The 13134-nt window shown below is 44.8% G+C and carries 11 protein-coding genes; 9 read left to right on the top strand and 2 right to left on the bottom strand.

Translation table 11 applies throughout. The features are described from left to right. Positions 1-57 precede the first annotated feature (57 nt). On the bottom strand, positions 58-1596 hold the full coding sequence (locus AC1S8V_RS18125) for a hypothetical protein (protein WP_482070198.1): 1539 nt from the start codon (positions 1594-1596) through the stop codon (positions 58-60). A gap of 151 nt (positions 1597-1747) precedes the next feature. On the opposite strand from AC1S8V_RS18125, the gene AC1S8V_RS18120 reads away from it, so the two are divergent. The 7 genes from AC1S8V_RS18120 to AC1S8V_RS18090 all read left to right on the top strand — a co-directional run bounded on the left by AC1S8V_RS18120 (position 1748) and on the right by AC1S8V_RS18090 (position 9813). After that, the gene (locus tag AC1S8V_RS18120; RefSeq protein ID WP_482070197.1) at positions 1748-2563 is read left to right on the top strand and encodes a helix-turn-helix transcriptional regulator; all 816 of its coding nucleotides are present in this window, start codon (positions 1748-1750) and stop codon (positions 2561-2563) included. Between the two features lie 127 nt (positions 2564-2690). Beyond that, complete coding sequence (locus AC1S8V_RS18115) at positions 2691-3647, top strand: aldo/keto reductase (RefSeq protein ID WP_482070196.1); 957 nt, start codon at positions 2691-2693, stop codon at positions 3645-3647. A 137-nt stretch (positions 3648-3784) separates the two neighbouring features. Continuing rightward, positions 3785-4378, top strand: coding sequence for a cupin domain-containing protein (locus tag AC1S8V_RS18110; protein ID WP_482070195.1), 594 nt, complete (start codon positions 3785-3787; stop codon positions 4376-4378). Between the two features lie 142 nt (positions 4379-4520). Next, positions 4521-5201, top strand: a complete 681-nt coding sequence (locus tag AC1S8V_RS18105; protein ID WP_482070194.1) for a hypothetical protein — start codon at positions 4521-4523, stop codon at positions 5199-5201. A 541-nt stretch (positions 5202-5742) separates the two neighbouring features. Next, positions 5743-7332, top strand: a complete 1590-nt coding sequence (locus AC1S8V_RS18100; protein ID WP_482070193.1) for a methyl-accepting chemotaxis protein — start codon at positions 5743-5745, stop codon at positions 7330-7332. 25 nt (positions 7333-7357) lie between these two features. After that, positions 7358-7783: a chemotaxis protein CheW gene (locus tag AC1S8V_RS18095; protein WP_482070192.1), complete on the top strand. Its 426-nt coding sequence runs from the start codon at positions 7358-7360 to the stop codon at positions 7781-7783. A gap of 14 nt (positions 7784-7797) precedes the next feature. After that, the gene (locus AC1S8V_RS18090) at positions 7798-9813 is read left to right on the top strand and encodes a chemotaxis protein CheW (protein WP_482070191.1); all 2016 of its coding nucleotides are present in this window, start codon (positions 7798-7800) and stop codon (positions 9811-9813) included. A 91-nt stretch (positions 9814-9904) separates the two neighbouring features. On the opposite strand, the gene AC1S8V_RS18085 is transcribed toward AC1S8V_RS18090, so the two are convergent. Further along, the gene (locus AC1S8V_RS18085) at positions 9905-10789 is read right to left on the bottom strand and encodes a LysR family transcriptional regulator (RefSeq protein ID WP_145322232.1); all 885 of its coding nucleotides are present in this window, start codon (positions 10787-10789) and stop codon (positions 9905-9907) included. A gap of 112 nt (positions 10790-10901) precedes the next feature. Between AC1S8V_RS18085 and zwf the strand changes: the two genes are divergently transcribed. Both zwf and fsa read left to right on the top strand, forming a co-directional pair. Next, the gene (gene zwf / locus AC1S8V_RS18080) at positions 10902-12425 is read left to right on the top strand and encodes a glucose-6-phosphate dehydrogenase (RefSeq protein ID WP_482070190.1); all 1524 of its coding nucleotides are present in this window, start codon (positions 10902-10904) and stop codon (positions 12423-12425) included. Between the two features lie 35 nt (positions 12426-12460). Further along, positions 12461-13126, top strand: coding sequence for a fructose-6-phosphate aldolase (gene fsa, locus AC1S8V_RS18075; protein ID WP_076210039.1), 666 nt, complete (start codon positions 12461-12463; stop codon positions 13124-13126). Positions 13127-13134 lie beyond the last annotated feature (8 nt).

The following is a 13134-nucleotide window of genomic DNA, read 5'->3' as shown; positions in this document are numbered from 1 at the left end:
GGTCGGCGGTGCAAAAGAGGGTCCTGCCATTTTCATAACAGGACCCTTTTGTGTAACCTAGAAATCCCTCAAACGATCAAATACCTCATATAATTCCTCGTGATTAACCTTAATCAAATCATCTTGACGCAGTTCCAAATTCTGCTGTAACCGTTCCAGTAACTCCGTTAGAACAACATAAATCTCTTCCCGCTCAACAGTTTCAATAAAGCCGGTCTTGGCATCCATCTTGTTAAAGGTCTGTGTGTAGTTCTCAACCATGGAGACGAGATGTTTGTGTATAGACTCCTGATCCATGGAAACTTGACTTAATTGACGAATTTCCTTCAAGCATTGCTTGTACAATTGAGCTGCTTTTTTTGCGTGTGCTGCCTTGATTTGTTCCCGCCCATCCCAATCCCGAAACGGATTGTTCAGATTCTCCGCAAGCCATTCCGGTTTGCGTGCTTTGGTGATCTCCATATCAAGTCCGGAAGCGGCAAATTTTTTATATCTTGTTTTGATCGATTTGGCTGCATCGGCAGGCAAGCTGGTTAGCCACAGCGTAGCCAATTTCGGAAGTTGCTCTGGATCAGGGAATTGTTCACCAGTGAAACCGAACAGGTCATATGTAGTGAAGGTTTGCAAATTCGCCAAATGCTGAATCGATTCTATATGGGATACGTTGCCGGGTTTACCCCACAATCGCAACTCTGAAAGCTCAGGATAATACAGTACAAGTGGCTCCAGATTGAGTTCGGTGATATCTCTGATATACAGACCTTCAAGTCGTGAGATACCCGTAACCTGTGGCAGGCCCGATGGAACATTGAGAGTGATGCATTTACCGTCTTCATGAGCCATGATACGCAGACCAGGAGACAGCTCCCCTGTGAAATTCAGACTCTTCATCTTTGTGTTCAAAATTAACTCCTTCAACCCGCTGACATCCACAATAAGTTTGGTCAGGTGACTCTTGCTGATATCAAACATCGTTTGACCATGATGTATGATATGAAGTTCATTGATGAACGGATTCTCCTCTATAAATGGAAAGATCGATTCCGTATACCCATTCACTTCAATATGTGTCAGACAAGGTAGCTTTGCGAGTTCGGCTACATCTTCCGAAGATTTAGGGCTGAAATCGCGGAGTGTACTTGTACTGCGCCGCATTATACGATCGCCAACCATGACTTCTTCGTCATCATCCGCAGCTTGTTTGAACTGCGCTCTTCGGATCGCATCGATACCTTCCCATTCACGCTGACGATAGAGACTTTCTCCGATAGGCCAGCCTCCGCCATACGTATTTGTTTCCTCGGTGTAGAGAGGAGGGATGTTGCCTATAAGCTCGTAATGTGAAGGAACATCAGCCTTTACAAAACTGTGAGCAACTCGATTATTCCAGAAATAGAAATTACAGATCAGCGGTTTCATCTGATGAAGCTGCATTTCATTAGGCAGTTGATCACCAGTCCAATCCAACTGAAGGAATGAGGCAAGCGTGTCGGAAGTTTTACCCTCCGTTTCTTTCAGTCCAGTTACCTGGCAGGCGGTGTATTGTTGTGATTTTTCGACGTACACGCAGTACACATCTCCAACATTGGGGATCATGTTATGCTCCTTTCGTTCTGCACTAATCGATGCTAAGCTACTTGTAAACCAAGTATTCTGCAGAACTAATTATATCAAAGCCATTCAGAGACTTCCATTTTGGGATAGAGTCTGACTTGCTTGAACACTTTTATAAAAAGGAACGATGTCTATGGATACAAGTATGAGCCGCAACAAAAAACTGGGTGAGTTTTTGAAATCACGGAGAAGCCGCATTCAGCCAGAACAAGTCGGATTGTCGGGATCTTACGGACAGCGAAGAACACCCGGTCTAAGACGGGAAGAAGTAGCGGTATTGGCTGGTGTCAGTGCAACGTACTATACGTGGCTTGAACAGGGGAGGGGGGTGGCGGCTTCGCGAGAAGTGATGGAGAGCATAGCGAGCGCGCTCCAGTTAACACTGGAAGAAAAGAGCCATCTGTTTGACTTATGGGACCCCAATACGGAACATGAATTTCTTGCTTCGTATTCTCAGCTGGAGCCAGGGTGGCAGAGCATTATTGGACAGTTAACGCATCCCTCCTTTATTACTAATGAACGTTCTGAGGTACTTGCCTGGAATGACGCTGCAGATAAGAACCTCTTCAACTTCTCGTCGATGAATGTGAATGAGCGTCTAATGATGCGGATTTTATTTCTGGATACAACGCTCAGGGAGCGTATGCACAACTGGGACGAATTCGCGCGGCACTCGGTAGCCGTTTTCCGTACGTACTATGACAAGTATCCGAATGACCCCGAATTTACCAGAATAGTGAAACAATTGAGTGAAGAAAGTGTGGACTTCCAAAAGATCTGGAACCTGCACCAAGTCGAATTAAAACAAGTCAATCGTGTCCTGCTTGAAACGACAGATCGGGCAGATGGTGTTGTGCATGCGTACGATATCTTTTCCATGAATAATCTGAACAGCCAATCAGGCATTCATTGTTGTATTTACGTTCCAGTTGCCGGATTCGAAGGTTGATAAGCTGGTAATTTCTTTACTAGCATATACAGAGTGTGGTTGGGATCTCGGGAGTGAAATAGAATGAACTCAAGTTCAAACGTTTCTATATTAATGTTTCTATTTCAACTTGGAAAGAGGGAGCCTCATGCTCAAAACAAGAACACTGGGAAATGATAAATTACAAATATCTGCGCTCGGCCTGGGTGTGATGATGATGCCGGATAATGACGAATCGGTACATACCATTCAAGGTGCGTTGGATGCAGGAGTCACCATGTTTGATACGGCGGATCTGTACGGAGAGTATGATAAACAGCGATTTGGAGGGAATGAAAAGTTGCTTGGACGCGCGCTTCAAGGTCGAAGATCCGAGGCTATCGTTGCCACCAAATTCGGTATTACGCACACACAGGGACCCAAGGGAGATCCGGCCTACATCAAAAAGTCAGTAGATGCAAGTCTCTACAACCTGGGGATGGATTATATCGATCTGTATTATCAACATCGTCCTGATCCGAATACACCCATTGAAGAGACGGTAGGCACGCTTGCCGATCTGGTTCAACAGGGGAAGATTCGATATATTGGTTTGTCCGAAGCGTCAGTAGAGATCATTCGGCGTGCACATGCTGTTCACCCGATTACAGCGTTGCAGACGGAATATTCATTGTGGAGTCGAGAGCTTGAGGATGAGATTATGCCTGTCCTGCATGAATTGAACATTGGCTTGGTTCCATACAGCCCATTGGGACGTGGCTTCCTGACAGGTCAGATCCGATCTATGAACGATTTGCCGGAAGATGATTATCGTCGTCACTATCCGCGTTTTCAAGGTGAGAACTTCCAGAAAAATCTGGAGGTTGTCGGACTGATTCAAGAAATGGCTAAGCAAAAAGAATGTACAGTCGCTCAACTTGCTCTGGCCTGGTTGCTCGGAAAGGGAGAGCATATCGTTCCGATCCCGGGGACTCGCAACCTGGAAAGAGTTCACGAAAACTTAGGAGCGCTAGAGGTTTCTCTTAGAGATGATGAGATGAAACAGATTGATCGCATATCACCCCAAGGCATTGCAGCCGGAGGCAGATTCCCTGGTCAGGTCTAGTTCCTTAAGGCATGATTCAAGAAATCTGCAGTTCAGGATTAAAAAGAGTGTATAACATGTGTCAACGGTATTATCTTTCCATTCTCCGGCATACAGTACAACAATGAGATGTCTGCCCAAGGAGGAGAAATAATCGTATGATTAATCCGATTCTGCAATCCCCGAACGTTCAGCTGGCGGCTGATTCTAATGCGGTTGTTAATTATCGGAGGGACCCACGCAATTATGTGACCCAGCTATTCGGAGCGCAACTGCCAACGATTGAAAATGGTTTCTTCAATGTATATCTGAGCAAAGGCATTATTGTACAGCCCCATTGGCACACGAATGTTACAGAGATGGTCATCGTCATCAGTGGTGAGATTACAACATCAGTGTTTAATCCATTCACGCGTGAGCGATTGACGTATCGTTTGAAACCGGGGCAGGTTTCGGTGTTCCCCAAAGGCTGGTTTCACTGGTTTGTGGCCGAAACTGATGACGTATACGTATTAACTATTTTTGATCAACCAACCCCTGATATTGTATTCGGAGCTGATTTTCTGGCCGCAACGCCACCAGAAGTGGCACATCGGGCCTATTGTCTGGATGAAGAGGCCTATGCCAGAGCCGTTGCGTCTATTAAAAACGATGCTATTTTGGGCCCGCCTATAGGGTGTGATACTGCTGTTTCCGACCTGTCTACCCAACCATCCAATGCACCCAAACCAACTAAAGGATCTAGAGATTAGGAGCAATTCCTCTCTGATAAAATAGAAGCATTTAAGCCTGTATCTGGAACTCATCCAGTTGCGGGCTTATTCTATACGTTAACACCTATACATATCTCTGTTAATATAGTTGTAACATCGATGAAAATGGGGGATACCGTCCATGACAATGTCAGAGACCGAAATGCTTGAAACGGCTATGAGTTATGCACCTGTATTGATGTTTGACCGGAACGAACCCTTCTATCCGGATTTTGTTGGTATTTCTGTGCTGGATCGTTCAGGTCCTTCGCCTTCATTCAGGAGGGATATTCAATTTCCGGCTGAAGCAGTCCAATATGTAATTGAATATGCCATCTGGTGGGATTATGAGATTGGGCATCTGTATGAGATGGAGCATGTGTGGATATATGTTGGCCATGACGGTGAGGTTGTGGACTGTGAAGCCAGCTTCCATGGTAAAGTGCTGCGGGGTTTGCTGAAGGATCGAGTCAATGTGGTTGGACGTCATGTGTGCCTATATTCACAGCCAGGAAAGCATGCTTTTTCCCCACTGCCGGTTGTGTTTGAATTATTACCAGACTTGTACAGTGCTGCGGGTGTCAAAGCCGGATGTGATGGGTTGCTCGTGAATGATTTATTCCGTGGGTATTTTGAAACGAATGAACAGATTGATGCCCGAGTAACGAGTTATCTGCAGACCAAGGCTTTCGTGCCTGCCATGGAGTTCGAAGAATATCTGTTGAGACCAGAGATGTTCATGACTTGGGACCAGCTATTTGGTATTATTCCACAGCGAATTGAGAATAGAATTATGGAACTGGAGCACTGGCATGGCGCATAACTTTATTCATATTAAACCGTAGCATTGACTTGCATAAAATCAAATTCACTTTACGTGGGTTTGATTTTTTTGTGTGACAATGGTATGAAGTGAGGCTCTCGATCACTAGACTTAAGTCACGGCTTGAACGATATTAAAGCGAATTCAAAGAATTAATTATATATAAAATGCAAACTTTGTTAGACGGAAGAACTAGATGGTCTTTTCTTATATCATTACAAAAAAATGAAGTGAGCACGTATGAGAGTATTATGCTGATAACTTAAGTATAACAACAATGACGAATATCTTGATTTCGTATGTATGAAATAATCGATTTTATGAAACAGGTAATTAGTTCATTACATATTAAAAGAACAGAATCTTAATATCTAAAATAAAAATTCTCATTCGTGAAAATTAATAAAAATAAAAATTTCCTATTCAGTTTTGATATACTTCTGTCGAAATAAAGCGTAAGTTGTCTGGAGCGCGACCTAGAGAAGGGTTTACCAAGCGTTATATACATAACTGGACAATAAGATGCCTAGGAGGAGTTTACATGAAGTGGTTCGGAAATTTAAAAACAGCAACAAAAATTATCTCAGCATTTTTAATTGTGTCGATGATCCTTGCGGCCCTTGGAATCTACTCAGTAGTAACATTAAGAAGTACAAATGAACGAATGCAAGACATGTACAACAATAATCTGATGTCTGTCAAAGAGTTATCTGCAGCACAGATTTATTACCAAAGATTGCGGGTTAACGTGCGTGACCTGAACAATGAAACCGTAGCAGTAGAAAAAACCAAAATTACAGATCAGATTGCCGCTATTCGTGAATCCTTGGATGAGAGGATTTCTATTTACCGTCCACTAGCTACCACAACGGAAGAAATAGAATTGTTGCGTAAGTACGATACACAGTATAACAAATACATGGAATTGTATGATCAGGGAATCAACCTGGCGTTACTGGATGGTACCACTGCTTTTCAGACATTCCTGAAAGATACACTAAAACAGCCGGGTGATGATGTCGTACAGACGTTGACGGACCTCATAAACTTTAACGTAACTTTGGCTGAACAGGCAAATACTAGGGCTGAAGAAGCCTACACAACGGCCTTCACTGTAACCATTGTTATGGTGGTAGCATCTGTACTCTTCAGTATTCTGATCGGTTACATAATCTCTCGTTCCATCTCGAAGCCACTCCTGGCCATGTTGGGTCTGGCAACGGAGGTCGCTAACGGAAATCTGACTCTCAAGTCGGACATCTCCAGCAAAGATGAAGTGGGTCAACTGGCCGCATCATTGAATCGTATGGTCGACAATCTGAAAGAGTTAATCAACAATATCGTGATGAACTCCCAAAGCGTTGCCGCTTCTTCAGAACAGATCTCAGCCAGCACACAAGAAATTGCAAGTACTAGCACGAGCCAATCCAGCGAGGCGGGAAATATCTCTGAATTGTTCAAGGAGCTTTCACTTGCCATTAACTCTGTCGCTGCAAGTGCGGAAGAAGCTGCTGAATTATCCAATGATACCGTGAAGACTGCTCGTGAAGGTGGACTTGTGGTACAGACTTCATTGGAAGGCATGCAAGCTGTTAATACGAAAATGACCAAGCTTGAAGATGATTCACGCAAAATCGGTGACATTATTGAAGTGATTGACGATATCGCTGAACAGACCAATCTGCTCGCGCTCAATGCTGCAATTGAAGCGGCACGTGCGGGAGAACAAGGGCGAGGATTCGCTGTAGTGGCAGATGAAGTCCGGAAGCTTGCAGAGCGAAGCGGTGAGGCGACCAAAGAAATCACAGTCATTATCAAAGCGATGCAGGAAAACACGAGACAAAGTGTACAGGCCGTAGCAGCCAGTGTTGAGCAGTCTTCCATGACTGGACAGGCGTTTGATCAGATCATTGATATGGTCAATAACTCCTCACAGAAAGTAAACGAAATTGCAGCTGCATGTGAAGAAGAAGCGGCTCAAGCCGCAGAGGTGATGAGTTCTGTTGAATCCATCTCGGCGTCCAGTGAGGAATCCGCTGCTGCGTCGGAAGAGACAGCGGCAACATGCCAGTCTCTGGCACATCTGGCGGAAGAGCTGGCGAATTCTGCAGCTGCCTTCAAAACCCAATAAACCAAATTGAATTGAGGGTGAATCGATGTCTTCACTTCAGAAGGAACAATATATTGAACTGTCTGTAGGTGCAGAGACTTGCGCCATTCGAATCGAAGAAATTCACGAAATCATTAAAATGCTCAGCATCACAGATATCCCGTTTAGCCGCCCAGAGATCAAAGGGGTAGTCAATCTGCGTGGCAAGGTTGTATGTGTGATGAGCCTGCGGAATCTGCTGGGTATGCCGGATGAACCGGACACCAGAGCAACTCGTATTATCGTAGTTCGATATCAGGATGAATATATTGGTTTGATTGTGGATCGGGTGAACAAGGTAACCACATATTCGGAAATACATCCGCCAACCGCAAGTTACGGTCGTAACCGTGAAGGGTTTTTTCATGGAGTGGGTCAACAGGAAGACAAGCTTGTGGGCATTTTGAAACTGGACGAAATATTGGGCGGTTAGGGAGGAATACACGAATGATGGATTTGTCTGCCTACCGTGACATCTTTATCGAAGAACTGAATGATCAACTGGAACGTATGGATCAATCTTTGCTGGCATTGGAGCTTTCGCCTTCTGTAGAACTGGTTCAGACACTGTTTCGAGCAGCCCATACGATCAAGGGATCGGCATCCACAATGGATTTCCGTGAATTAAGCGACCTTACTCATGAAGTAGAGTATGCCCTTGAATGGGTCCGGGAGAAAAAACCGGAGATGACTTCGGAGCTAATTGATACGTTGTTCCGCTCTCTTGACGCCATGAAAGTGCTTCGGGACCAGTACATCCGTGGGGAAGCCTATGCAGACTTTCGAGCGGTGGTACGAGAAATAAAGGATCTAATTCAGACCCCGGCAGCGGTCGAGAAACTTAAAGCACCTCATTTGCAACCAGCAGAATCGATTGTGGCACAGGTGGCTGTGGTTTCAGGCAAGCAGTTATTGTCCATTCACATTGTGCTGGAGCAGCAGTGCATGATGAAAGCAGCCAGATATCATATTTTGCGACAACGAATTGAGGACATCTGTGGTACGGTTGTCGCTACTTCGCTCATGGAGAGCCAACCGGGCGCCGAGAATGAAGATGATCATTATGGTCAGTTCATCATCATCGCGGCTACTTCAAAGGACCAACAGCAGCTTAAGGCAGAGTTGTTTGCTGACTCGGATATTCATATGCTGGAGATTAATCCCTATATACTGGAATCCAATGAGATTGCATCGACTTCTGCGCAACTTGAATTGATCTCTGAAACAGAGCAAACCAAACCAGGCATGCCTATCGCAACCCCACCTGTTCAAGAGGAAAAAGTGAAGACTGCTCAACCTACGGTTCGTGTGAATGTTGAACGTCTGGATCATTTGATGAATCTGGTTGGAGAACTATTGATTGATCAGACATCCCTAGCAGATCTTAGTGGATCTGGTGCACGTAAGGAGTCTTCTTCACTCATCCAGAGTATTAGTGGTGTATCCGATCATATGGGCAGGGTTATCAAAGAGCTTCAAGAAGGTGTAATGAAGACACGGATGTTACCCATTGATCAACTATTCAGTCGCTTCCCGAGATTGGTTCGTGACCTTTCGCAGAAACTGGGTAAAGATCTGGAACTGGTTATTCAAGGTGGAGAGACTGAACTTGACCGGATGATCATTGAAGAATTGAGTGACCCGCTGATCCATCTCATCCGCAACAGTGCTGATCATGGCATTGAAAGTGTAGAGGTTCGGGCGGAAAACGGCAAGCCGTCCAAAGGACGTATTACCTTAACTTCGTTTCATGAAGAAAATCATGTCGTCATCCGGTATTCGGATGATGGCAAAGGTATCGATGGTGAGAAGATTAAAGCTTCTGCCTTGGGCAAAGGCATCATTAGTGAGGAACAGGCTGCACGCCTTACAACACAGGAAGCTGTACATCTCATATTTGAGCCGGGTTTCTCCACAGCTTCTTCTGTCAGTGAAGTGTCAGGTCGCGGCGTTGGAATGGACATCGTGCGTAGTCAGATCGGGCGGCTCAACGGTATCATTGATATTGATACAGAGGTTGGTGTTGGCACCACGTTTACGATTCGTCTACCGCTCACTTTGGCGATTATTAAAGGTCTGTTAGTCAAAGTATCGGGGCGTGTTCTAATCTTGCCGATGTACAACGTGTCCGAGATTGTTCGAATTTCACCTGAAGATATTCAGATGATCCAAGGGCAACAAGCGATTCTGAATCATGGACGAATTGTACCCTTTCAACGACTGTGTGACATACTCAACTATCCACGAACGGACCGCAAATCCAAAACCATTCCACTCGTGATCGTGCGTTCCGTCGACAAAATTGCAGCTTACGCAGTAGATGAGATTATAGGAAATCAGGAAGTCGTTATTAAGACGCTCGGTACGTATCTGGGTGCGATGAACCATCTTTCTGGCGCAACGATCCTCGGTAATGGTAAGGTTGCCCTTATCTTGGACGCGTCCTATCTGGTCAGTCATTAATCGTTAAGTAAGCATTATGCAGGCCAAAGAGCCTCATCATCCATAACTGGATGGCGGGGCTCTTTGTTGTACCTTTTGACATTGTGACCACTCAGGATTTGAAAATGAGATCCATAAACCGGTTGGCCGCCAGAGAAATCGGCATATTGCGTTTGGTCATAATTCCTACATGGGAAGGGGGAAGTGGGACATCAAGCTGAATTTCGAAGAGAGAACCTTCCTCCAGCTCTTTGGAGATAAATTCTCGTGTTACATAGGAAATACCCAGTCCTCGACGGGCAAACTCAATCAACAGATCAACACTACCGACCTCAATCTCAGGTTTCAACGTGTAATTATAGCTGTTAAACAACTCGGTTATAGCCATCCGAACCCGGCTGTTCCGAGAAAAGAGAATCAGTTGATGCTCAAGAAGCATCTCAAGTGTCATGACTTTACCCTTCAACTGAGCATAACGTTCCCCCGCTACAAAACAGTCTTTCAACTGAATGCTTTCCCTGACTTCGAGCTGTGGATCAACAATGGGCATCCGAACAACACCAAGATCGATCTTGCCTTCTTTCAGAAAGGTAATGACTTCCGGCGTGGTTCCATGACTCAGATGTAGCTTGATGTTAGGATACAAGGTGTGGAATTCCTCCAGATACGCCAGCATGTAATGTTTGAACAGGGAGTCACTGCCACCGATCCGGAGTTCACCATTGTCGAGATTCTTCAGTGCCGCCATCTTTTCTTCCGCAAGCGAGATCAAAATCTGGGATTGTTCAATATAGGAGTACAGACTGACACCTTCCTGTGTCAATGCTACACCCTTGGAATTTCGATAAAACAAGGTAAGACCAAAGCTCTCTTCCAACTGCTTGATGGCATGACTGACGCTCGGTTGAGTGATATACAGTGCTTTGGCAGCTTGTGTCAAACTGCCTGTTTTGGCGGCCCAATAAAAGACTTTATATAGTTCGTAATTTGTTGTCATAGATATGGTCTATAGCTCCTGTGAAATATATTAATTACTTGTATGGCTATAAAACGTATTATAGTGTAACTACAACAAAGAAACCAGAGTTACTTGGAAGGAGAACGGTGAGATGGAACCAACTACCATTGTTTTATTTGGTGCTACTGGCGATTTAGCCAAAAGAAAAATATATCCTGCCTTATATAACTTATATCTTGAGCAGAAGCTTCCGGAAACCTTCTCATTGATTGGTCTGGGGCGTAGAGAGTGGTCTGATGAATTCTTTCAGGCACAAGTGGAAAAATCACTAAATGAATTTTCCAGACGCCAGGCTGATCCTGAAGTTGTGAAGTCATTTGTGAAGGCTTTTCGCTACAGTGTATTGAATATAAGCCATAAGGAAGATTATATAAAGCTGTTGGGATTAGTTGAACAAAGGGAAGCTGAGCTTGGCATTCCGTCCAATCGCTTGTTCTACCTCTCGGTTGGTCCGGAATTCTTCGAACCGATTGCCGAGAACATTCAACAAAGTGGACTGGGTTCCACAGAGGGCTGGAAGCGTTTTGTGATCGAGAAGCCATTTGGTCACGATCTGCAATCTGCCCGAGACCTTAATCGCAAATTAAGCGAATCGTTCACGGAGGAAGAGATTTATCGGATTGACCACTACTTGGGCAAACCGATGGTACAGCGTCTGGAGACGTTGCATCAAAGTAACCCAATCATGAAGGCGTTATGGAACAACCGTTACATCTCCAATGTGCAAATTACGGCGAATGAGACTGTAGGTGTCGAAGAACGTGCATCCTATTATGATCATGTAGGTGCAGTGCGAGACATGTTCCAGAATCATATGTTGCAATTGCTCATGATGATGGCGATTCAGCTTCCATACAACAGTACTTCCGAAAAAGTTGGATTGAAGAAAAAACACATCATGGAATCGATCCAGCCATTACAGAAGCAAACTGTGGGCGCAAGCATCATCCGTGGACAGTATGCAGAAGGCAGCATTCAAGGCCAACCGGTAAATGCTTATGCTGCTGAACCGGGTGTAGCAGAGAATACAATGAATGACACATTCATTGCTGCCAAATTGCAAATCGATGATTTCTTCTGGCGCGGTGTTCCGTTTTACATTCGCACGGGTAAAAGAATGAAGGAGAAATCAACACGTATCGTGATTGAATTCAAAGAACCTTCAGGACAGACGAATGTGCTGAAGAACAAGGGTTCCAAGCCAAACCTGCTCGTCATTGAGATGAGTCCCGATCAGAGCATGACATTGCAACTGAATGCCAGTGATCCTGAGAATAAAGGTGAATTCAAACCGGTTCATATCGATCTTTCTCCGGATAAAGGTGACCTCGCGGAAGCTTACGAGAACCTGATTCGTGATGCTTTGCTGGGTGATCCAACTTTCTTTGCCCACTGGGATGAAGTCGAATTGTCATGGGCGTGGGTGCAACCCATTCTGGATGCATTCCAGGAAAATCTGTTACCACTTCACTTGTATCCTGCGGGTAGCTATGGACCGGCTGAATCAGATGCTATGCTTGAAGAAGAAGGTCACCACTGGTGGTTTGATGAGCCGGCGGATCAGCAGTCTGTAGTTACAAATAGCATACCCCTGGCGGTTAATGCGAATCTCTAAACCATAATAAAAAAATATCTGGAGGTAATTCAATCATGAAATTTTTTATCGATACAGCTAACGTGGAAGATATCCAAAAAGCATACAAAATCGGCGTATTGTCTGGTGTAACAACAAACCCGTCTTTGGTAGCCAAAGAAGGCGTGAAATTCGAAGATCGTATCGAAGAAATCTTGCGTTTGGTACCTGAAGTTGAGTCCGTTTCAGCGGAAGTGACACCAGATGCCCTCACTGCTGAAGAAATGATTGCGCAAGCAGACGAATTGATCAAAATCAACAACAGCGACAAAAATATTACGATCAAATTGCCAATGACACTTGCTGGACTCGAAGCTTGCCGTTACTTGACCAAAAAAGGCGTAAAAACCAACGTAACGTTGATCTTCACGGTGAACCAGGCGCTTCTGGCTGCTCGTGCTGGTGCAACATATGTATCCCCATTCCTGGGACGTCTCGATGATATCTCTGAAGATGGCGTACAATTGGTTGCCAAAGTGGCTGAATTGTTCCGTACACATAACCTGGATGCTCAGATTATTGCGGCTTCCGTAAGACATCCGGATCACGTTACACGTGTAGCGATGGCTGGGGCACATATTGCTACGGTTCCATTCTCTGTCATTGAACAGATCTCCAAACACCCGCTGACAGATCAAGGTATGGACAAATTTGCAGCGGACTGGAAAAAAACAGTACAATAATCTCTAAC

It is taken from the genome of Paenibacillus sp. B46(2026) (genome assembly GCF_056786355.1).
Note: the sequence above shows the minus strand (reverse complement) of the source record. Positions and strands in the feature narration are given on the sequence as shown.

Coding starts and splice junctions, on each gene's coding strand:
- AC1S8V_RS18125 (WP_482070198.1), bottom strand. CDS start 1,596: ATGATCCCCAATGTTGGAGATGTGTACTGCGTGTACGTCGAAAAATCA.
- AC1S8V_RS18120 (WP_482070197.1), top strand. CDS start 1,748: ATGGATACAAGTATGAGCCGCAACAAAAAACTGGGTGAGTTTTTGAAA.
- AC1S8V_RS18115 (WP_482070196.1), top strand. CDS start 2,691: ATGCTCAAAACAAGAACACTGGGAAATGATAAATTACAAATATCTGCG.
- AC1S8V_RS18110 (WP_482070195.1), top strand. CDS start 3,785: ATGATTAATCCGATTCTGCAATCCCCGAACGTTCAGCTGGCGGCTGAT.
- AC1S8V_RS18105 (WP_482070194.1), top strand. CDS start 4,521: ATGACAATGTCAGAGACCGAAATGCTTGAAACGGCTATGAGTTATGCA.
- AC1S8V_RS18100 (WP_482070193.1), top strand. CDS start 5,743: ATGAAGTGGTTCGGAAATTTAAAAACAGCAACAAAAATTATCTCAGCA.
- AC1S8V_RS18095 (WP_482070192.1), top strand. CDS start 7,358: ATGTCTTCACTTCAGAAGGAACAATATATTGAACTGTCTGTAGGTGCA.
- AC1S8V_RS18090 (WP_482070191.1), top strand. CDS start 7,798: ATGATGGATTTGTCTGCCTACCGTGACATCTTTATCGAAGAACTGAAT.
- AC1S8V_RS18085 (WP_145322232.1), bottom strand. CDS start 10,789: ATGACAACAAATTACGAACTATATAAAGTCTTTTATTGGGCCGCCAAA.
- zwf (WP_482070190.1), top strand. CDS start 10,902: ATGGAACCAACTACCATTGTTTTATTTGGTGCTACTGGCGATTTAGCC.
- fsa (WP_076210039.1), top strand. CDS start 12,461: ATGAAATTTTTTATCGATACAGCTAACGTGGAAGATATCCAAAAAGCA.